General features: G+C 36.7%; 20 protein-coding genes. All 20 read right to left on the bottom strand.

What is annotated here, in order from left to right:
• Positions 1 to 75 precede the first annotated feature (75 nt).
• Complete coding sequence (rfbD, locus tag ACGEDC_RS15325; RefSeq protein ID WP_394494237.1) at positions 76 to 966, bottom strand: dTDP-4-dehydrorhamnose reductase; 891 nt, start codon at positions 964 to 966, stop codon at positions 76 to 78.
• Positions 963 to 1,502, bottom strand: a complete 540-nt coding sequence (gene rfbC / locus ACGEDC_RS15320; protein WP_394494235.1) for a dTDP-4-dehydrorhamnose 3,5-epimerase — start codon at positions 1,500 to 1,502, stop codon at positions 963 to 965. The genes rfbD and rfbC overlap by 4 nt, the downstream gene beginning before the upstream one ends.
• A complete protein-coding gene (gene rfbA / locus ACGEDC_RS15315) occupies positions 1,486 to 2,394 on the bottom strand; it encodes a glucose-1-phosphate thymidylyltransferase RfbA (RefSeq protein WP_394494233.1) in 909 nt (302 codons plus the stop codon). The genes rfbC and rfbA overlap by 17 nt, the downstream gene beginning before the upstream one ends.
• The gene (rfbB, locus tag ACGEDC_RS15310) at positions 2,391 to 3,458 is read right to left on the bottom strand and encodes a dTDP-glucose 4,6-dehydratase (protein ID WP_394494231.1); all 1,068 of its coding nucleotides are present in this window, start codon (positions 3,456 to 3,458) and stop codon (positions 2,391 to 2,393) included. The genes rfbA and rfbB overlap by 4 nt, the downstream gene beginning before the upstream one ends.
• Positions 3,459 to 3,669: 211 nt before the next feature.
• Positions 3,670 to 5,025, bottom strand: a complete 1,356-nt coding sequence (gene glmM, locus ACGEDC_RS15305) for a phosphoglucosamine mutase (protein ID WP_394494229.1) — start codon at positions 5,023 to 5,025, stop codon at positions 3,670 to 3,672.
• A gap of 172 nt (positions 5,026 to 5,197) precedes the next feature.
• The gene (locus ACGEDC_RS15300; protein ID WP_394494227.1) at positions 5,198 to 6,364 is read right to left on the bottom strand and encodes a nucleotide sugar dehydrogenase; all 1,167 of its coding nucleotides are present in this window, start codon (positions 6,362 to 6,364) and stop codon (positions 5,198 to 5,200) included.
• Positions 6,365 to 6,590: 226 nt separating this feature from the next.
• Positions 6,591 to 7,469: a UTP--glucose-1-phosphate uridylyltransferase GalU gene (galU, locus tag ACGEDC_RS15295; RefSeq protein WP_394494225.1), complete on the bottom strand. Its 879-nt coding sequence runs from the start codon at positions 7,467 to 7,469 to the stop codon at positions 6,591 to 6,593.
• Between the two features lie 57 nt (positions 7,470 to 7,526).
• Positions 7,527 to 9,458, bottom strand: coding sequence for a nucleoside-diphosphate sugar epimerase/dehydratase (locus tag ACGEDC_RS15290; RefSeq protein WP_394494223.1), 1,932 nt, complete (start codon positions 9,456 to 9,458; stop codon positions 7,527 to 7,529).
• Positions 9,459 to 10,184: 726 nt separating this feature from the next.
• On the bottom strand, positions 10,185 to 10,733 hold the full coding sequence (locus tag ACGEDC_RS15285) for a sugar transferase (protein ID WP_394494220.1): 549 nt from the start codon (positions 10,731 to 10,733) through the stop codon (positions 10,185 to 10,187).
• Positions 10,730 to 11,641, bottom strand: coding sequence for an NAD-dependent epimerase/dehydratase family protein (locus tag ACGEDC_RS15280; protein ID WP_394494218.1), 912 nt, complete (start codon positions 11,639 to 11,641; stop codon positions 10,730 to 10,732). Before ACGEDC_RS15280 ends, ACGEDC_RS15285 begins: the two co-directional genes overlap by 4 nt.
• On the bottom strand, positions 11,638 to 12,393 hold the full coding sequence (locus ACGEDC_RS15275; protein WP_394494215.1) for a glycosyltransferase family 2 protein: 756 nt from the start codon (positions 12,391 to 12,393) through the stop codon (positions 11,638 to 11,640). Before ACGEDC_RS15275 ends, ACGEDC_RS15280 begins: the two co-directional genes overlap by 4 nt.
• Before the next feature lie 38 nt (positions 12,394 to 12,431).
• Positions 12,432 to 13,598: a nucleotide sugar dehydrogenase gene (locus ACGEDC_RS15270; protein WP_394494213.1), complete on the bottom strand. Its 1,167-nt coding sequence runs from the start codon at positions 13,596 to 13,598 to the stop codon at positions 12,432 to 12,434.
• Between the two features lie 89 nt (positions 13,599 to 13,687).
• On the bottom strand, positions 13,688 to 15,106 hold the full coding sequence (locus ACGEDC_RS15265) for a phosphomannomutase (protein ID WP_394494211.1): 1,419 nt from the start codon (positions 15,104 to 15,106) through the stop codon (positions 13,688 to 13,690).
• A 248-nt stretch (positions 15,107 to 15,354) separates the two neighbouring features.
• The gene (locus tag ACGEDC_RS15260) at positions 15,355 to 16,818 is read right to left on the bottom strand and encodes a mannose-1-phosphate guanylyltransferase/mannose-6-phosphate isomerase (protein WP_394494208.1); all 1,464 of its coding nucleotides are present in this window, start codon (positions 16,816 to 16,818) and stop codon (positions 15,355 to 15,357) included.
• The gene (locus tag ACGEDC_RS15255; RefSeq protein WP_394494206.1) at positions 16,812 to 17,060 is read right to left on the bottom strand and encodes a hypothetical protein; all 249 of its coding nucleotides are present in this window, start codon (positions 17,058 to 17,060) and stop codon (positions 16,812 to 16,814) included. Before ACGEDC_RS15255 ends, ACGEDC_RS15260 begins: the two co-directional genes overlap by 7 nt.
• Positions 17,057 to 17,857 carry a hypothetical protein gene (locus ACGEDC_RS15250; RefSeq protein ID WP_394494204.1) on the bottom strand — a complete coding sequence of 267 codons (801 nt, stop codon included), beginning with the start codon at positions 17,855 to 17,857 and terminating at the stop codon, positions 17,057 to 17,059. The genes ACGEDC_RS15255 and ACGEDC_RS15250 overlap by 4 nt, the downstream gene beginning before the upstream one ends.
• Before the next feature lie 102 nt (positions 17,858 to 17,959).
• The gene (locus tag ACGEDC_RS15245; protein ID WP_394494202.1) at positions 17,960 to 18,991 is read right to left on the bottom strand and encodes a hypothetical protein; all 1,032 of its coding nucleotides are present in this window, start codon (positions 18,989 to 18,991) and stop codon (positions 17,960 to 17,962) included.
• 278 nt (positions 18,992 to 19,269) lie between these two features.
• A complete protein-coding gene (locus ACGEDC_RS15240; protein WP_394494200.1) occupies positions 19,270 to 20,280 on the bottom strand; it encodes a polysaccharide biosynthesis protein in 1,011 nt (336 codons plus the stop codon).
• The gene (locus tag ACGEDC_RS15235) at positions 20,273 to 21,409 is read right to left on the bottom strand and encodes a DegT/DnrJ/EryC1/StrS family aminotransferase (protein ID WP_394494198.1); all 1,137 of its coding nucleotides are present in this window, start codon (positions 21,407 to 21,409) and stop codon (positions 20,273 to 20,275) included. The genes ACGEDC_RS15240 and ACGEDC_RS15235 overlap by 8 nt, the downstream gene beginning before the upstream one ends.
• On the bottom strand, positions 21,378 to 22,511 hold the full coding sequence (locus tag ACGEDC_RS15230) for a DegT/DnrJ/EryC1/StrS family aminotransferase (protein ID WP_394498368.1): 1,134 nt from the start codon (positions 22,509 to 22,511) through the stop codon (positions 21,378 to 21,380). The genes ACGEDC_RS15235 and ACGEDC_RS15230 overlap by 32 nt, the downstream gene beginning before the upstream one ends.
• Between the last annotated feature and the right edge of the window lie 159 nt (positions 22,512 to 22,670).

The raw sequence follows: 22,670 nt of genomic DNA, 5'->3' as shown, positions 1-22,670 counted from the left end.
CTAAAGATGCAAAATTATAAAAAGATTAAATGAAATATATATAAACGCGCTTCAAACAATGAGTTTATACATCTTCTATAAATTTTTAACCAATCGTTTAAGAGAGTCCTTCCATTCTGGGGCTACTATGCCCCAGATATCATGTATTTTTTGACAGTTCATGACAGAATACTTAGGCCTAATTGCTTCGGCTGAATATTCATCAGAGGTTATCGCAAATACGTCTGGTCTAGATGTTATCTTTTGCTGAAACACGGCTTCATCTAAGATATTCTCAGTTAACTCATACCAGCTCATTGCTGTATCGCCACAATAATGAAATATGCCCCAATCAGATTTACCCTTTTCGATTGCCAGTATTATATGACAAATGGTTGTTGCTAAATCGTCGGCATAAGTGGGACAACCTAGTTGATCTGAAATCATACTTAACTGTGAATGTTGCTTGGATAAAGACATGACAGTCTTAGCGAAGTTACGCCCAAAAGAGCTTACTAACCAAGCTGTACGAAGGATAATATATTTGTCGGATATTTGCTGAACTAGCGCTTCACTCTCACATTTCGATTGCCCATACACATTAAGCGCGTGTGCTGAGTCAGTTTCAATATAAGGCACTGAACTATTCCCATCAAAAACATAATCCGTTGAAATATGAATTATTGGAATCGCTAATGCTTTAGCTGCATTAGTTAGATTAGCTACGCCAGTAACGTTAACTTGTTGACAGCGTTTTGAATTATTCTCAGCTGATTCTACATCCGTGTAAGCTGCAGCATTAACGATAATGTCGGGAGAATGCTCAGTGACAAAACCTGATATAGACGGGAAATGACAAATATCAACGTCTTTTTTTGAGGAGTACACTAAATGCAGTGATGCCTTATAAACCGCACAATGCTCATTGACGTGAGCAATAATGCTCTTGCCTAACTGGCCTTCTGCACCAACTAACCACACTTTCACAAAGCCAAATCCTTTAACTGAAACCCGCACTGATCTTTCATTGATAAAATGGGATCATTTATCGGCCAGGTTATTCCGATTTCTGGATCATTCCATTGTACGCAGGCTTCATGCTGTGGCGAGTAATAATCTGTACATTTATACTCTACATCCGCAATGCTAGATAAAGTAAGAAAACCATGGGCAAAGCCCTCAGGTATCCATATTTGACGTTTATTTTCTTCTGACAATTCAACGCCAACCCATTGGCCATAGTTTTCTGAGTCAAGCCGTAAGTCCACTGCGACATCAAAAATATGCCCTCGTGTCACACTAATAAGTTTACCTTGAGGTTTCGGGTGCTGGAAGTGAAGCCCTCTTAATACCCCATACTTTGATTGTGAGATATTAGATTGAACAAAGGGTTTAGTCATTTCGAGTATTTGCATATACCGGGATGATTGAAAGCTTTCATAAAAGAACCCTCGCTCATCATTGAATACTCGCGGCTCGATTACCTTTACATCAGGCAATCGGGTTTTAATAACCTTCATCATCGCTTTCCTTTGCAAGTTGAAAAAGGTAATCACCATAAGCAGTCTGTTGATGCCTTTGTGCTTGTTGCTTCAACACTGATGTATCTATCCAATTATTGATAAAAGCTATTTCTTCTAAGCAAGCAACTTTCAACCCTTGTCGCTTTTCAACAGTTTGAACAAAGTGGCTAGCCTCTAATAATGAATCATGAGTGCCAGTATCTAGCCAAGCAAACCCTCGGCCTAATATTTCAACATTCAATTGGTTACGTCTCAAGTATGCTGAGTTTACATCGGTAATTTCTAACTCTCCACGACTTGATGGAGAGATAGATTTAGCGATTGAAATGACTTCATTATCATAGAAATATAAACCTGTTACCACATGGTTTGATTTGGGGATATTCGGCTTTTCTTCAATACTATCAACTTTTCCCTTTGCATCGAAACCTATTACGCCAAACCGCGTTGGTTCGCTAACTCGATAACCAAAAATTGTCGCACCACTCTCTATAGAAACGGCTTTATTGAGTTGCTCACTAAAGCTTTGACCATAAAAAATATTATCACCTAACACGAGAGCAACATTACTGTCCCCAATAAAAGACTCACCGATGAGAAAGGCTTGTGCAAGCCCATCAGGTGAAGGCTGAGTTTCATAACTAATATTAATGCCAAATTGATGCCCATTACCAAGTAACCGTTTAAAGTTATCAATATCCTCAATACTAGAAATGATAAGTACATCTCGAATACCTGCCAACATAAGTACAGATAAAGGGTAATAGATCATTGGTTTATCATAAACTGGGAGTAGCTGCTTTGAAGTACCAAAAGTAATAGGGTAAAGTCGACTCCCGCTGCCACCAGCAAGAATAAGCCCTTTATAATTAGACGACTTTATTAGCTTCATTTAATTGTTACACCTCTTTCAATAGGCGCATGTTGGTAATCTTTATCCATAATATTTTGACACCAAGACAAATGGGTTAGATACCACTCCACCGTTTTGCGTAAACCTGCCCTAAATGACTCTTGTGGATACCAGCCCAGTTCAGTTTGTATTTTCGTAATATCAATAGCATATCGAATATCATGTCCAGGTCTGTCAACAACAAAATTAATTAAGTTTGCATATGAACCAATATTAGCTGAACACGGTTTTAGTTCATCCAACAGTTCACAGATTTGACTAACGACATCCAAATTCGTCATTTGATTTTGGCCACCGATATTGTAAACCTCACCTACTCGCCCCTTTTTTAGTATTTCATACAGAGCACAAACATGGTCATCGACATGTAACCAGTCTCTGATTTGGGAACCATCTCCATAAACCGGCAATGACTTCATTGCTAATGCATTTAAAATCATATGAGGAATAAGCTTTTCAGGATATTGAAACTGACCATAGTTATTTGAACAATGAGTAATAATAATCGGTAAACCATATGTCCGATGCCATGCCGTTACTAAGTGATCAGAAGCCGCCTTTGACGCGGAATAAGGAGAGCTAGGCTTGTAAGCAGTTATTTCATTAAAAGCTTGGGCATCTTGTTCCAAATCACCATAGACTTCGTCAGTTGAAACGTGAATAAATCGAAACTTATCTCTATCTTGCTTACTTAACGACAACCAATAGCTTTTACTAGCCTCAAGTAATTTAAACGTACCTACAATATTTGTTTCAATAAACTCTGAAGGACCATCTATTGAACGATCAACATGACTCTCAGCCGCCAAATGCATCACGGCTGTAGGTTTATATTTATTAAAGATTTGCTTAAGGGCTATCTCATCACAAATATTAGCGTGAACGAAGTGATAACAAGAATTGAGCTCTACACTCTTTAAAGAGGCTGAATTGCCAGAATAAGATAAGGCATCTACATTAACCACAGACTCATTAGTTGAATCTAAAATATAACGAATTAAATTGACGCCAATAAATCCGGCACCACCTGTGACTAAAATCATATTTACCCTGTTCAAGCAATAATGAAGTAACTAACGAATCACATTAAATAGTCTGTGATAACTACGCTGTAGTCACTAATTATAAATGGATTGTATCAAATAAAACAAAAATGCCAGCGTTAATTACGCTGGCATTTTAAAGTTTAATCATGTTATCGCTAAAGCGCTAAATCACCAAATATGAAGTAAAAGTCATTCACAAAAGTAAGTTTTAACCCGCTAGCTTCACAGCATCTGCGATAGTTTGAGCTTGAGTTTGAGTCATTTCTGCACAAGTAGATTCAACCATCACACGAATTAGCGGTTCAGTGCCGGATTTACGTAATAACACTCTGCCACGTTCGCCCATGAATGTCTCAGCAGCTGACACAGAAGCTTGAACAGCATCAGATGCAATTATTTCATCAGCATTATCAGCCTTCAATTTAACATTTATCAATACTTGAGGTAGCTTGGTCATACCAGACTTAACTTCAGCTAAACTTTTTCCTGACTCAATAATGGCATCAAGAACCTGAAGAGAAGCTACAATACCATCTCCCGTGGTGGTATGTTTAAGACTTAAAATATGCCCTGAACCTTCGCCACCAAGTTGCCAGCCAGTTTCTTTTAACTGCTCAACAACATAACGATCTCCAACCTTGGCACGTACAAATGGAATATCCATTTCTTTTAGCGCGATTTCTAAACCAAGATTTGACATCAATGTTCCAACAACACCACCTTCAAGCTCTCCTGAATTTTTAAAGGCTTGTGCAAGTATAAAAATAATCTCATCACCATCAATGATATGTCCGTTGTGATCAACAAACATCACTCGGTCTGCATCACCATCAAGCGCAATTCCTAAATCAGCTTCATGTACCATTACAGCAGTTTGCAAGCTATCTAAATGTGTCGCACCACAACGCTCATTTATATTAAGACCATCGGGGCTATCGTTGATACTAATCACTTCAGCACCTAGCTCAGCATAGACTTCTTTAGCAATGTGATATGCTGCGCCGTTGGCTGAATCTACAACGATTTTTAAACCGGTTAATGACTTATTTTTATCGAATGTACCTTTACAAAACTCAATATAACGACCTGCAGCATCGCCAATTCGGCGAACTTTACCGAGTTTAGCTGAATCAACACACGTCATAGCGCCATGGTTAATTGCTTGATCTAGTAGGTGTTCAATTTCTAGTTCTTGAGCATCATTCAATTTTGTCCCAGAATTTGAAAATAACTTAATGCCATTATCATAATAAGGATTGTGAGATGCACTGATAACAACACCTGCATCAGCTCTAAATGTAGAGGTTAAGTATGCAATCGCTGGAGTCGGCATAGGTCCAACTAACGCACAGTTTATGCCTGCAGCAGAGAAACCTGCTTGCATCGCAGTTTCAATCATATAGCCACTGATACGAGTATCTTTACCAATAATCACTTCTTTGGTGCCTGCTGACGCTAAAACCGTCCCAGCAGCCCAACCTAACTTCATTGCAAATGATGGGTTAATTGGAAACTCACCAACCTTGCCACGCACCCCATCGGTGCCAAAATACTTACGAGACATAATAACTCCATCGGCCAACGTCCCATGTTGACCATAATACAGCCTAAACAATTAACTAGTAATTATAAACGAAAGAACATAAAAAACTTATATGATAAAAACCTTTTCTTATCTTTAGGAAAAAGCATCAAAACATTTCAGCTAAATAATAAAAAATTAAACTTTTACATACTTAATCTGAGCCAAATAAGTCTCGGGTATAAACTTTTTCGGCAACATCTTTAATTTCATCAACCATTCGGTTAGAGACTATGACGTCACAACTGTCTTTAAAAACTTCAAGCGATGTGATTACTTTAGAATTGAAGAAATTATCTTCTTTTAAAACAGGCTCATAAACAACAACTTCAATACCTTTCGCCTTGAGTCGTTTCATTATCCCTTGAACGCTTGACGCTCTAAAGTTATCAGAGCCTGACTTCATAATTAATCGATAAATACCAACACATTTGGGTTTGCGTTGTAGAATCGACTGTGCAATGAAATCTTTTCTAGTCGTATTAGCATCTACAATCGCCTCAATAATATTATTTGGTACATCAGCATAATTAGCTCTTAATTGCTTGGTATCTTTTGGTAAACAATACCCCCCATAGCCAAATGAAGGGTTGTTGTAATGATTGCCTATTCGTGGATCTAACCCTACACCTTCTATAATTTGACGTGAGTTTAAACCATGCGACTCTGCATAAGAGTCAAGTTCATTAAAGTATGCCACTCGTAACGCAAGGTAAGTATTTGAAAATAATTTAACTGCTTCGGCTTCTGTAGAATCAGTGAACAACACATCTATATCTTTTTTTAAAGCAGCATTAACAAGTAATCTAGCAAATATTTTAGCTCGTTCCGAACGTTCACCAACTATTATTCGAGAAGGATATAAATTATCATAAAGTGCTCTCCCTTCCCTTAAAAACTCTGGACAAAATATGAGATTATCGCAGCCTAATTGTTTTTTGATGCTTGCGGTATAACCTACTGGAACAGTAGATTTTATAATCATTGTCGCTGTAGGGTTAATAGACATTACATCTTGAATGACTCTTTCTACTGATGATGTGTTGAAATAGTTAGTTTCTACGTCATAGTCTGTTGGCGTGGCTATAATGACATACTCTGCATTTTTATAGGCTAACTCGTTATCTAAAGTGGCTTTGAAATTAAGGCTCTTATTTGCTAAAAAATCCTCAATTTCTGTATCTGAGATAGGTGAAATACCATCATTCAGTTGAGCAATCTTTTCTTCAACAATATCGAGCGCTATAACCTCATTATTTTGCGCCAATAGTATCGCATTAGATAACCCTACATAACCAGTACCAACTACAGCGATTTTCATATCTTCCTTCCGTTGATTTAACATAAGTAGCAATCTAAGCTAATAGTATCACCTAATACAACTATCTGTAGTCAGGTGAAATGAATTAAAATTACATATAACTAAATATCAATTCAAAGCCTTTACAAAAAACTGTGTTGCTGTTAATTTTTTCGCATACCATCTCCTGAGATAATGAAAAAACCAACTCAGATGAGTTGGTTTTTCATTGACCTACATAATAATTCTAAAGCAATGGTTTTATTACGTCAGCAAATTCTTTGCCTAGCTTTTTATCACGAAGTCCATATTCTACGAATGCTTTCATATACCCGAGCTTATCGCCACAATCGTGTGACTTACCGGTCATATTAAAAGCCTCAACTCTGTCTTGCTCAATTAACATATCAATCGCGTCTGTTAATTGAATTTCATCGCCAGCCCCTGCTGGAGTTTTAGCAAGTAAAGACCAAATTTTTTCAGACAAAACATAACGGCCTACAACAGCTAGATTTGAAGGAGCTTTGCCGATAGCAGGCTTCTCTACCATAGCCGTAATTTTGGCAGACTCACCTGGTTCGATTTCATCACCATTGCAATCAGCAATACCATACTTATTCACTTCATTATCTGGTACGGGGGCGACCATAATCTGACTTGCAAAACTTGTTTGATAACGAGCTATCATAGCAGCAAGGTTATCTGTTTTCTGGTTAGCAGTATATTCGTCTAATATGACGTCAGGTAAAACTACAGCAAATGGTTCATTTCCAATACAGGGCTTAGCACATAGTACAGCATGCCCCAGCCCTTTAGCTTCACCTTGGCGAACACTGATAACTGAAACATCTTTTGGGCAGATTGATTGAACTTCCTCTAAAAGCTGACGCTTAACACGTTTTTCAAGCGTAGATTCAAGTTCATAAGATGTGTCGAAGTGATTTTCAATGGCATTTTTACTGGCATGAGTGACTAAAACAATTTCTTTAACGCCAGCTGAAACACATTCATTAATGATGTACTGAATGAGCGGTTTATCTACAATTGGTAGCATCTCTTTAGGGATAGCTTTTGTAGCTGGCAACATTCGTGTACCAAGCCCTGCAACTGGAATAACAACCTTCATAAAAAACCTTGTCTAGTGGTAATTAGATTAAAGATAAAAAGCAATTTTTTTGCCAACCTAAGCTAACTTGATAACATTCTCACTTGAATCAGATATTTTTGCTTTTTGATGATATAGAAGATCGCAAATGCCATCTGTTGGTGCGAAACCTGTTGGTGTTGAAAGCAAAATATCGCGAATACTTTCATGATCGACATTGTGACAAGCTTTATCGAGACACTCTAAAATTTTAGAATACTCATTCCAACTTAAGTTTAACTCGTTCGCTGTCATGATCCGCTCATGTTCAGTACCGGTAACATCATCACCAATTAACAGTTCTTCATATAGCTTTTCGCCAGGTCTCAATCCGCTAAACTCAATTGCTATATCTCCTTCTAGATTGTCATCATCACGCACTTCAAAACCACTTAAGCGGATCATTTTAGATGCTAAATCAACAATTTTAACTGATTTCCCCATATCGAGAACAAATACATCACCGCCTTTCCCCATTGCACCAGCTTGAATGACTAACTGAGATGCCTCAGGTATGGTCATGAAGAAACGAGTAATTTCAGGGTGAGTAACAGTAACAGGACCGCCATTTGCGATTTGAGTTCTAAATAGAGGTACAACTGAACCTGATGAACCTAATACATTTCCGAACCTCACCATACAAAACCGAGTTTCATGCTCTTCCTTAGCAAAAGCTTGTAATACAAGCTCAGCCATTCGTTTCGTGGTGCCCATCACATTGGTAGGGCGAACGGCTTTATCTGTTGAAATTAATACAAACGTATCTACCTTGGCTGCAATAGCAGCTCTAGCAGTATAAAGAGTTCCAAAAACGTTGTTCCTAATTCCTTCAATCACATTATGTTCAACTAATGGAACATGTTTGTAGGCAGCAGCATGATATACAGTCTGAACCCCAAATGACTCCATGATGGTTTGTACTCTGTTCTCTCGTTGAACAGAACCCATCATAGGTAGAATTCGAACATCCAAGTTTAATTCTTGAGCAATTGACGTAAGCTCTCGCTCAATTGCATATAATGAATATTCTGATAGTTCAAAAAGTACCAATTTCTTGGGGGATTTTTTTAATATTTGACGACAAAGCTCTGAACCAATAGAACCACCAGCTCCGGTTACCATAACCACTTTACCGGTAATGTTAGCCATCAATAAATCTTGACGTGGGGCAACTGAGTCACGCCCTAAGAGGTCATCGATCTCAACTTCTTTAATGTCACTATAAAGCTTAGTGCCACTAACTAGTTCAGCCATAGCTGGTATCGTTAATACTTGTATAGATAGTGGTTCTAAACGAGATAAAATATCTTTTCTTTTGGCCCTGGTAGCACTGGGAATAGCCAACAACACTTTTGTTGCCGCTTTTTGCTTAATCAGTTTTCTGATGATTGATGGTGAATGTACATGCACACCTTGTATAACAGTGCCATGCAGAGATGAATCGTCATCAACAAAAGCATAAGGATGGTACTCATGACTTAATACTAATGAATTGAGTAGTTGCCTTCCACTGACTCCTGCACCATAAATTATAACAGGTTCACCGTTACGCTTTACACCTGAGCCGACCATTGAACGAATAAGCGCTCGGGTTCCTCCAACAAAAACCAATGCAAATGCAGCATAAATAATTGGAACCGTTCTTGGAAGTTGTGCATCAGAATAATAAGCAAATAACACCATCAAGATAGTGGATGTCATCACACCAAATAGAATAGCTGTTAAGGCTTGCATGCTCATATAACGCAAAACAGCACGATAAAGACCTAACTTGATAAAAGCTAGTATGGTTAAAGGAAGGATGGTTGCAAACAATAACCAGTATTGACTATTTTGAATAACTGAAACATCATCAAGCCTGACGAGTAAAGAAGCCCAAAAAGCAAAGCACAAAAACAAGGAATCAATGGCAATACTTACTGCACGTTTTTGCTCACGAGGCAAACGAAACAAACTCTGCAAAAAATCCATTTTTCGCTCCATTAAATTTAAAATCATTATGTATTACTTCTAAAAATACAAACACAGAATATATTCTATACTAGAAGAAAAATCTATTATAGTTAAATTCTCTATACCTAAATTATTATATATCACCCCAAATTTAAAAACGAAAAAAAAACAAGAACAACAAACAACTTACACAATCAACTTAACAGCATTTAAATTATTGGTTAAATTTTAACAAAAATGCTAAAATAAACAGTTATTGCTATTCTAGCGAACTCAACAAATGCCAGTATTCCAATTTAAATTTAAGGGGTTTCCGAGCTATTCTCTGTCGACATGAGACTAAAAACGGACAATATCATTGTGCTTGAGACAGTGTTGACTAAAATAAGAAAGCCTTAAAGCTAATGGTAACCACTCAACTGAAAGTTTTGCTTACCACGATAACTAAGTATATTTACAAAAAAATGCTTGTTCTTAAGCAAATAAAAAGACATTTCTAACCAAAGATTAAACTTAATGTTGCTAATATATTTTCGCCTTACCCATTAATACCTTAGCACAGTCTTTAGCTTAAACTATTGATTAAAATGTGAATATTAGAACTTACAGGTTAATAAATTATCTTTGTGACTTTAAGTTAAAAATCCACCTTCTGAAGAAGGTGGCTTTAATATAACTTCTTAAATTATTAATATATAGGTTTGCAAATAGCCCTAAATTCTCGACATAATCGAAAAATACGAATTATTTTACTGCATCACCAGAACCGCTGCCTGTAACTGTCATCAAGATATACTTGAAGTAATCTTTAACAGTTAGTCTATCAATCATCTGCTTGTCAGTTTTCGCTAATAAAGCGGGTGTGGACATATCAATATTTTGAACCTGAGCTAAACCTGTAACACCGGGTAAAACATCATAAACACCTAATGCATCACGTTCTTTAATCAATTCTTCTTGGTTAAATAAATTTGGACGAGGACCAACCAAGCTCATTTCCCCTTTAACCACATTAATTAATTGCGGTAACTCATCGATCTTAGTTTTGCGCAGAAAACTACCCAACTTAGTTATAGAAGTATTACTAGCTAAGTGACTAGCCACTGACTTCGTTTCTACAGACATAGTGCGGAACTTAATCAATTTAAATGGCTTTTTATTTCGGCCTAAACGGGTTTGAACAAAAATCGGCGACCCTGTATCAAGTAATCCGATAATAGTAACGCTAAGTAGAATAGGCCAAAGCAGTAACAAACCCAAAAAGGCAGCTAAAAAATCTAATAAACGTATCATTTTTTATTCTCAGAAAGTGAAGCCATTGCTTGCTCCATTGTGTAAGGAGGAATCCATCCTAACATTTCTTGAGCATTAGATGAGTCAACTTGTAAATTACCAACTAATTGCTCCACCATTGCATGCTTTCCAATTAACTTGCCAACAAATCGCATAAGGCCTACAGGGACAGGGATCTGATATAAACTTCTACCCAGCCCTTTTGCTATTGCATTTGTAAACTGTTTAATTGAAACTGTTTCACCCTCTGAAGCGAGAAAAATACGACCTGCTGCATTTTGATGTGTCGTACAAGTGACCAAAAGGTGAGCCAAATTTTGAACGGATATAAAGTCTCGCTTATTTCCAGTTAAACCAAAAGGCAAAACAGGAACTTTATCTATCAACCTCATTAAAGCTCCAAAATTACCTGGAGCGTTTGGCCCATAGACTAATGTTGGCCGAACTATAACCAGTTCCATGTCGGTTTCGTTAGCTATTTCTGTTAATGCCTTTTCTGCACTGAGCTTTGATTTGGCATAGTCATTTTGTGGACAAGGAGTACTATCAACTCTGAATGCTGTATTCGATGTTGAGGTACCATTGACCCCAATAGAGCTTACGAAGACGAATCGCCTAACTCCTGATTTTGCAGCTTGCTTAGCTAAATTCAGAGTCCCTTCAACATTAACAGTTTCATAATCCAGCTTAGTAAATTGATTTGAATGAGCTAACCCAGCTAAATGAATCACACTATCAATATCGATAAAAGCATTATCCCATTCTGTATTTTTATCGAGTTGCTCTATGTTAAAAAAAGGACTGAAATCAGATGTTTCGTGTTTACGAATAACGATCTTCAAATCTATACCTGATTCTATGACAGCTCGACCAACAAATCCCGTAGCCCCCGTTAATAGTGTCTTCATACTTGTTTATTTCTCTTTCTGATAGCGTTGAGTACATAAGCTACGTAGCAAGTTAATCTTTTCGTCAAAGGTAAACTTTTTACTCCAATGTAAACTTTCAATGTAAGCCATAGCATTTTAAGCTTGTTGCTACTAACGCTTCCGTTTCTGACTCTGTACTTAACAAGTGGGATATTAAGACCATGTGAAACATAGCCCTGGCTTAACAGGTCAATCCATAGCTTTAGATCTTGCCTTGCACGAATAGTACTGAACCTAATAGCACCATGCACCATTTCCAAGTCAATCATCGCGGTTGATGTTCCAATTTCCGTATGTTTTAGATTGTGCTCTAGATCAACCAATTTAGATGCTTCTACTTTTCCTGCACGGGCTTGGCCATTTACACTAATAAAAGTAAAAGAAGTATGTGATATTGGCGCTCCCTTCGTAAGCATATGATTGATTTGTTTCTCCAATTTGTTGTGCTCCCAAAGATCATCGGAGTCTAAAAATGCGACAAACCTACCTGAAACTCTATCTAAACCGAGATTACGACTAACACCAGCACCTCCATTCACTTTAGATAAGACTAATTTAATCCTTCGTTCTTTTTTTGCAACGCTATCTAAAATATCTGGTGTATTATCGTTAGAAGCATCATCAACAACAATCAACTCCCAGTCCTTATGCGTTTGTTTTAAAACACTATCTATAGTTTCTAAAACAATATCGCCTACATTATATGTAGGCATAATAATTGATACTTTCATTCATAGCTCTTAATTTTTTTGACAAATATGATGATAATTTAATCCGAGCCGAACAAATCACGTGTATAGACTTTATTAGTTACATCTTTGATTTCATTTACCATACGGTTCGAGACAATAACGTCACAGCTTGCTTTAAACTCGTCCAGAGACTTGATGACTTTTGAGTGAAAGAACTCATCCTCTTCCAATACTGGCTCATAAACTACAACTTCAATACCTTTGGCTTTTAATCTCTTCATAATGCCTTGCACACTCGATGCTCTAAAATTGTCAGAACCCGCTTTCATTATCAAACGGTAAATACCAACAACCTTGGGATCGCGCTTTAAAATCGATTCGGCAATAAAGTCTTTACGAGTACTATTAGCATCCACGATGGCACTGATAATGTTGTTTGGTACATCCGCGTAGTTAGCACGTAGCTGCTTGGTATCTTTTGGCAAGCAATAACCACCGTAACCGAATGAAGGGTTGTTATAATGGCTACCGATACGAGGGTCTAGGCATACACCTTCAATGACTTGACGTGAGTTTAGGCCATGAGATTCAGCGTACGTATCAAGTTCATTAAAATATGCAACACGCAAAGCTAAAAAAGTGTTGGAGAACAACTTTATTGCCTCTGCTTCAGTAGAATCCGTAAAGAGCACTTCAATGTTGTCTTTCTCTGCCCCTTCCACTAATAGGTTTGCGAACAATTTCGCACGTTCACTTTGTTCGCCCACAATAATACGAGATGGATAAAGGTTATCATGTAATGCAAGGCCTTCGCGCAAAAACTCAGGAGAAAAGATCAAATTTCCGCAATTTAACTCTTGTTTAATACGGGTTGTATAACCAACTGGTACAGTTGATTTTATCACCATGACAGCATTCGGGTTAATGGCCATAACATCTTTAATTACCGCTTCAACTGAAGTCGTATTAAAGTAATTAGTAACAGGGTCATAGTTTGTTGGAGTAGCAATTACTACATAATGAGCATCAGTATAAGCAAGCTCTTTGTCTAATGTCGCTGTAAAATCTATATTTTTATTCTCTAAAAAATCAGTGATTTCTGCATCAACGATCGGTGATTTATTATCATTTAATAGCTTCACTTTTTCTTCGATGATATCAACCGCTACCACTTGATGATTCTGTGCCAACAACATAGCATTAGAAAGGCCAACATAACCTGTCCCTGCAATAGCAATTTTCATATTTATCCTTTAAAAACCTTATTTTATTACAAAATCATAGGCAATAAATATTTACCTGTGCTTTATATTGGTAAGTTACTTAACGATAATCATATTGAACAAACATTAGCCAGTGCAGTATCAACATAAAACTTTGCATGTATTAAATCTGAAGATTCCGCATAACAACGCAGTTCAGGTGCATTACCTGATGGGCGGAGATGTATAACATCATCATTTTTAAGAGTTAATCGTAGTCCATCAGTGAGGTCTACATCTTTAATCGCCGCATCAACAAAGCCAAGCTTTGCTAATAGTTCCTTAGGAGCAAGTTTACCTTCATTTAAAATAGCCAAACTTTTTTCTGTTGCAAAGTTTTGAGCACGGTCACTATAAGTTACCCGCTTAGGTAAAGCTGAAACTAAAGTTGAAATACCATGATTACCAGCTTCAGCAAGAAGCATAAGTGCAGGTAGCAAGGCATCACGGGTAGGTAAGGCTTTTAAAATTTTACCATTTACTAATACATCGCTACCTAGCAAGTAACCGCCATTTGCTTCAAACCCGGCAACAGATATATGATCTTTTGCAAGTGTTGCAAATTCAGCAATTACATAAGGAGAACCAATCTTAGTGCGTACTACATGTTCAAATTGATTAAGAGCTTCGATCACTGTATTACAACTTACAGGCACGGCAAGGGATTTGATGTGTAAAGCTTGTGAGCAGAGCGCTCCCAAAATGTCACCACGCAGCCACTCACCATTTTCGTCTGCTATCAGCGGACGATCACCGTCACCATCAGTAGAAAAAATAGCGTCCAATTGATAATCTTTAGACCATTTCAATGCTTTTAATTTATCAACATCCGATACAGCTTCTGTATCAATAGGGGTGAATTCATCACTACGTTCCAGTGAAAAAACCTTAGCTCCTAAACTGGTAAATAAAGGGCCATAGAGATCACGCCCGGCACTAGAGTGCTCGTACACCCCAATACGTTTCCCACTAAGTAATGTTGCACTAAATAGCTCTGTGTAACGGGTGATATAATCAACCGATGCTCGAGGGCTTATTTCCAACGTTGGCAAAACATTAATCGAAGAAAATTCAGTATCGGCGTTTAAAATTTTTTGCTCATCAGCTTTACTGATTTCTCCATCTGGTCTATAAAATTTAAGACCATTACGATCGAATGGGATATGGCTGCCTGTTATCATAATGCTAGGAATCTTATCTTGCATCGACACATAAGCAAGCGCAGGTGTCGGTATGACTCCATAATAAACAGCTTCAATACCCAATTGTTCCAAAGCACTAACACAGGCCTGCGCCATAGCCGGACTACTTGGGCGGTTATCAATAGCAAGGGCAACGGTTTTAAATTCAAATTGCCCTTGCATGCACTGCATAAATGCATGTGTAAAAGCTGCGCAAACATTCGCTGTAAACTGTTCTACTAGGCCACGCGCACCGCTGGTACCGAATTGAATACCGGAGTCTTTAATTATTTTTGAGCTAATTAACATACTGGGTCACTTTAATTAATTTTACTTCTGGCTTTATTACCAAATACCACTGTGGGATCAATAAGCTATTGATCTAAGATTTAGAAAAGAGCAGAGTTACTTCAATACAAAAGAAACAACTGTAGATTTAAAGTGCAAAAAACCAATAAATAATGAAACTATTATGGGCTAAATATCTTTCTCTGAACCTACTCTTTACTGAGCTTCGTTAAACTAGCGAGACAGAATAATGAGTCACCTTAGCAAAATTAAACTCGTCCATATCTATCTTCAAAACGAACAATATCATCCTCACCAAGGTAACTTCCCGATTGAACTTCAATTAACTCAAGTGGAAGTACACCAGGATTTTCTAATGCATGAATAACTCCAGCTGGAATGTAGGTAGATTGGTTTTCAGTCAGTAAAAAAGTCTTTTCACCATTAGTCACTTTTGCGGTACCCGCAACAACTATCCAATGTTCGGCGCGGTGATGATGCATCTGAATAGACAATTTTTCACCAGGCTTAACTGTTATGCGCTTTACCTGGTCGCGCTTACCAAAATCAATTGAATCATAATGACCCCAAGGACGATAGACTTGCCTATGGATGTCAGCTTCAGTTCGGCCAAGCGCTTTTATTTTCTCGACTATCTTTTTAACATCTTGTACACAATTTTTATTAGCAACTAAAACTGCATCTTTAGTTTCAATCACAATGCAATTTTCTAAGCCAACGGTTGCAATTAATTTCTGCTCTGAAACAATCAAGTTATTCGTTGAATTATGGCTAATCACATCACCTTGATTCACATTGCCATTTTTATCTTTTTTACTTATATCCCAAATAGCCGAAAAGCTACCTATATCATTCCAATTAGCATCAAGTGGCACTACTACAACCAAATCTGCATTTTCAGCCTCGCATAGCGGTTCCATTACAGCGTAATCTATTGAATCATCAGGGCACGCAGAAAAAGCTTCTTTATCGACACGCACAAAATCCATGTCTGCTGAAGCATCAGTTAAAGATTGCTTACAAGCAGCAAGTATGTCCGGACGATAAGTTTTTAACTCTTCGATATAACGTGAAGCTTTAAACATAAACATACCTGAATTCCAGTAATATTGACCGGAAGATAAATACTCCTGCGCTGTTGCAATATCCGGCTTTTCGACAAAACTATCTACTCTAAAGCCAGCATGTAAAGATGCGGAATCACTATTACCTTCACTGACGAGATTATTTGCAGCACGAATATAACCATATCCAGTTTCAGCATGCGTAGGAACTATGCCAAAAGTAACCAATTTACCAGCCTCAGCTAAAGGAATTGATTTCTTTATTACATTTTGAAATTCAGCTTCATTTTCAATAATATGATCTGCTGCCAGTACCAGCATAATGCCATCATTGCCTTGTTCAAGCAGTGATAAAGCAGCTAAGGCAATGGCAGGGGCTGTATTACGACCAACGGGTTCTAGAATAATTTGGCCTAGAGCATCAATTTCACGCATCTGTTCAGCCACAATAAAACGATGTTCTTCATTACAAATACACATAGGCGCTTGAATATCTAAGCCATTTAAACGTAACATCGTTTCCTGGATCATAGTATGTTCTGATGCCACTTTTAAAAATTGTTTTGGCATTAGCTTGCGTGATAACGGCCATAAACGACTACCTGAACCGCCAGCCATAATCACTGGAACAATCTTTGAATTTAACATAACCACTTCTCTATATCCGTTTTAAACTCAGTTATTAAAAACTTCTCTCGTTGCTTATTAAAGTCAACTTTACTAATTGTATCGGTATCAAAGTCATTGATCGCGTTGGACATCTTTTCTATCGTATCAAATTCAAAAAACAACTCATAACCTTGAAGCAATGAAGATACAGCTTCGTTTTTAAGTGAAAATACAGCTTTACCATATATTATTGCATCTAGTGCAGTTGCTGAGGCTGTCAATTGGTAATCTTTTTTCCCAAAAAATAAATGAAGCTATGTATGTTCTCAATTGCCCTACTGAATTCTAACTCTGTATAAATCCTATCCCACAACTGGAATGAAATTGAAGTTGAATAATCTATTTTAAAATCATTTTTAGCTCTTCCGATGACATGTACCTTAGTTGATTCACTATGTTCAAGATCGTATACACTGTTACAATTTTTTGAGTCATCTCTAATTAGGCCTACCATAGCAATATTGTGGGTTTTCTTAGGTATATCAGTAGGAAGTTTATTTTCACTACAAAAACTGGAGCGAGGGATTGGGTGAGGTATCGAGCACACGTTAGTATAGCCAAGCAATTGGAGTTTACTTTTGATGTGCTTACCTAAAACCAGTACTTTGATGTTTTTGCTATTTTCCATTCTATTAATTGCGTTGATAAATAAATTACCAAATCGTCGCCTTTCATTCTTTTCCTTAACCAGCGATTCTAACTGGCTATGAAAAACAATTCTAATTTTAATCAGAGGGATATATCTTAAAAAAGAAAAGAAAAAGCTTTGAAAGTTACTAGTCCCTAAAAGCACTATAGTTCTCCCCGTAAATAAAATATAAGGAAGTAGAAGAATGAAAAATAGAGTTTTAACAACCTCTCGATTAAATAATCTAGCCATAGAAGATGAACAAGTTCTGTCTTTCAAAGGATAATTAAATGATCTATGATCTTTAGAAATAAACTTTGAATGAATTTCATTCAGTAGAAAAACAGCATCTTCTTTATTAAAGTAGTCTAGAAAAGATTCAACAAACATTGAATGCTCACTACTGTGAGCATATGTATCACAAACGAAATATTTTGACAAAATAATCACCGAAAATAATTTTAAAAGACATAAAGCATCAGTTAATAAGAGCTACTTATATAGCACAACTTGACTTGCCCTACCTAGATGCGAGCTATCAAACGAGAGATACTTCCCGCAATGAGAAACTCTTGGGTGTAAATCAACTCGATCTACACCAGTGAATCGCATTGGACTAAGAATTTTAGCGATCAACTCTACTTCATCAAAGCCTTTAACATCGCTACTGACTTTATATAACGCTTGATTTCGACTTTTATCTGGATAGGTATCGGTATAAAAATTCCTATCATTTAGCACTGTTGGATGTCCGTCTTTCAATAGAAACTTAGAATCTATACTCGCGGTTTTTCCGGAGATAAGGTTAAAGAGCTGATATTTATACTTTTCAGATGTTACTGTGTTTGCGAATGCCAAAACACAATCATTGCCTAACCAATCAAGATGTGAAACCATACCACCAGTTCCAACCTTTGTTATACTCCAATCTAATAAACTCAGAACATAAAGTTGGGAAGTATTCCTAAGCTTATTTGAACTCCTAAGAAGAAAGTACATTTTATTAGAATCTGGACTAAAATTGGTATGAGAAAAATACTCAAATCCACGATCTAATAAACCGAATGGTTTCAGAGCTTCTCTGGAATTATGAAAATCAATTGGTATTTCTAAAACAACTTTACGATTATCTATATCATATAACCTTAGCGTCTTATCCAAGCGCTGCTCATCGATAGTCGAGTTAAACTTATAACCATAACCTTCTAAACCCATACCGAATGTTTTAAAACAAATCATTGAAATATACTTGCAATTTCTGGATAAAGAAAAAAAGTGACCATCAATTGAATCTATTAATTCGCCATTAATATTTCTGATAATAGTTTTGGGTTCATCATCAAGCATGTCATTATATATAATGCTATCATTATTAAACCATGTTGCTAAGGATCCTTGTTGATTGTTGAAACAATTTGTTGTTACAACTTTCTTCTTCTCATCCTTAAAAACATCGGTAATAAATATGTCTGCTGACCTAGCTACTCCGCTCTTAAGGTCATGAATATTTTCATGTGAAATCACAAATCCAAGTTCGTTAACTGACGCTCTATCGTGAAACCCAAAGCGCCCTTCTACGATTTTATAATTATAATCAGATCTAACGTAAAACTTTTTAGAAAAAGAGAAGGTAAATAAAAAAATGCTTGATATAAAAACTTTAGCATATTTTTTAATGGTCTATTATTCTTCACTTTGTTATATACAAATTGTTCAAAACTCAAATTAATCACCAAATGAAAAGAAAAGAAGATACATAACCACCAATGAAATGCACACAGATAATTACAAATTAAAAAAACTTATTTGGCTAATTTTTCTTTTATGTAGTCCAGCGATCGCAATACCTCACAGACTTCATTAACATTCAATTGAGTTGTATTGTGAGAGGTATAATCATCGATATTATTCAAATCTGGCTGCCCATCTAAAATATATTTATCATAGTTAAGCGAACGATTATCAGCAGGCACCCTATAAAATCGCCCTTCATCTAGTGCTTTACAAACTTCCTCTCTAGAAACTAAGGTCTCATATAATTTTTCTCCATGGCGTGTTCCAATTGTCTTGGTTATTATTTCCTTTTTAAATACAATCCCTAATGCTTCACTAAGTGTAGAAATAGAACAAGCAGGAGCTTTTTGAACAAAAATATCACCTTGCTCACCATTACTGAATGCATGTAAGACTAGATCAACAGACTCACCTAATGACATTAGGAATCGAGTCATGCTGCCATCAGTAAGCGTTAACGGCTCACCTTGTAGCATCTTATCAATAAATAGAGGAATAACTGAACCACGAGATGCCATTACGTTTCCGTAACGTGTTGCACATAAAACAGTTTCATTTTCTCCTAAGCTTCTAGCTTTCGCTACAAGAACTTTTTCTGCCATGGATTTAGATATACCCATCGCATTGATCGGGTACACTGCTTTATCTGTACTAAGTAAAATTAATTTCTTTACATCGTTTGCAACAGCCGCATTGATAACATTTTCGGTGCCAATGACGTTAGTTTTAACTGCTTCCATAGGATAGAATTCACAAGAAGGTACTTGTTTCAATGCTGCAGCATGAAAAACATAGTCAACACCTTTCATTGCATTCAATATTGATAATGAATCTCTAACATCACCTATTACAAATCGTAATTTTGAATTATTATAGGCGATTCTCATATCTTCTTGTTTTTTCTCGTCTCGACTAAAAATAATTATACTTTTAACATCTGTTTTTAAAAATCGATCTAAAACAGCATTTCCAAAAGAGCCCGTACCACCAGTGATCATCAATACTTTGTTCTTAAACATTCTTTCCATCCAATTTAATTAAAATTTGCATCAGGGTAGTTGCAATAAAACCTACTTGTTCTATTGAAAGCCAAGGTCCGCAAGGAACAGCTAATACATTACTATAAAATTCATTTGTGTTTTCAAGTGAAATTCCTTCAGGAAAAGCACTATATAAGTGGTTATTTATATGCATTGTCGATAGTTCAATATTTTCAACCTTCGCTAACTTTATTAGCTCTCTCTTAATTGTGCTATCAACTAAAATAAGAAAATTCCAACACAACTCCATATTATTGAAATTTTTATGCCGCACAACTTGGATGTAATCTGAATTGCTAAAAGCATTTTTCAAGTACTTAACATTTCGACTAAGTGCTTCTCTAAGAGCTTGAGATGATCCTAGTGAATATAGAGCAAGTAAATTAGCAACATTAGAATTCGTACAATTGACGCCAACCTCTTCAATATCACAGCCAGGGTCAATTTCCCCTAAAGAGTCCCTGAATCCTAAAGGTGGAATACCTAATCGTTTCAGTTTATCAGCTCTAAGTAAGTCAGTGTGTTTTCTAAAGACTAAAACACCGCCATCAATACTATTAATTAGCCGGTTAGGATAAAGAGAGTAGACAGTAATGTCGGAAAGATTGCACACATAACCATGTTCATCTTTTGAGTAAATTAGTGCATTACAGTCCTGAATCACCCTTACATTGTACCGATTACATAGCTCGTTAATTGCTTCAAGGTCATCAACGTAACCTGATATGTGGTAATTTAAAAATACTTTAGGCTTGTATTTCCTAATTTTTCTCTCTAAATCGGCTAAACAAATATCTGTGCTGTTTCTCTCAAGATCAACCCAAGCAATACGAGCACCTAGTGCGAGTACTGGTGAAGTAGTGTTTAAACAGGAGAATGATTTACATAGGACAACGTCATCTATATTTATATCTGCAACTCGTAAGCCCATTGAAATTGCAGATGAATAGTTATTGATTATACTAACATTAGCGCATTTCAGTTGTGAGGTGATTTCACTTATCAATTCTTGCTCATATTTTCCTGCAGCAATTGCCCCCGAAGTAAAAACCTCACTGATTATTGGCAGAGTATCACTAGACAGTTGGGCTTTGTAAAGACTTAGCATACTTAACTCCTTCACAGACAGCAGCTACAATTCTAACTCTTTCTTGTTCGTTAACCCACCAACCACATGGGATATGTAACATCCTACTATAAAGATCATTAGTCTCAGACATTTCAAGTGCACAATCAAAAACCTTATGATTATGATTTAATTTGTGTAACTTAGATGCCGAAATACCACTAGAGTTTAAGTACGCCTCTAGCTCAGTTGCTACTAATGCATCTTCACAAATCAAAGTATATAACCAATAAGAGGGCTCAGCATTTTTAGGTGATTTCGCGAAGTTTAATCCAATTACTTTTTCGAAATGACGATCAAAATACTTGCCATTAAAAATATGAGCGTCTAATCTTTCTGAAATATAGTCAAGCTGAACGAGCCCTATTGCGGCAAATACATTTTGATAGTTATATTTATAACCAACCTCAGTGATATCCAGCTTAGTTCTGGCAACTCCCTTTTCCATCCCGAACCATCTGACTTTCTTAGCCCGTATAAAATTATCACTATGTTTACAAACTAAAAAGCCACCATCAACAGTTGTAAAGTGTTTAATCGCCTGAAATGAGAATATAGCATAATCACCAAATGTACCTACTGACCTGCCTTCAACCTTAGCTCCTAGAGCATGAGCACAATCCTCAATTAAGACCAGGTCATACTTGTCACATATCTGTCGTATTCTTACTATATCAGCAGGGTAACCTGCATAATGAACGACGATAACGGCTTTGGTTCTATCAGTAATAGAGGCCTCAATTGCTTTTGCGCTAAGATTTCCACTCTGTAGGTCAACGTCTGCAAAGACTGGATCAGCCCCGACAAACTTAATAGCCAAATTCGTAGGTTCAGCAGTCAAACTTGTGGTGATAACTTCGTCATCAGCTGACACACCGGCCAATATTAATGCGGTATGAAGTGCAGCAGTACCACTACTCATTGAAAGTGAAGTAGTAGGTAATCCAAATTTTGATATGAATTTATGTTCAAATTTGTAAACTGCTTCACCTTCATTAATAGGAGCTCCACCATAAAGTGCTTCCTCCAATTTTGGCATAAGGATTTCTTTCGGCGGAAGTGCAACGCTTACTAAAGGAATCATATTCAATCTAAATACTCCGTACTCAATTTCACAAATGTTTATAAAAAGCAGACAAGTCCGCTTAAATTAATTTCTGCTTAAATATTTTATATCTAATTATGTTACTAACATTATTCCACGCCCCAAATAAGTTAACACCTTGTTAAAGCATCCCCCTTC

This window comes from Shewanella sp. ENK2 (assembly GCF_043568515.1).
Classification (GTDB): Bacteria; Pseudomonadota; Gammaproteobacteria; order Enterobacterales; family Shewanellaceae; genus Shewanella; species Shewanella japonica.
The sequence above is the reverse complement of the archived record's forward strand: the minus strand, read 5'-3'. Positions and strand labels throughout refer to the sequence as shown.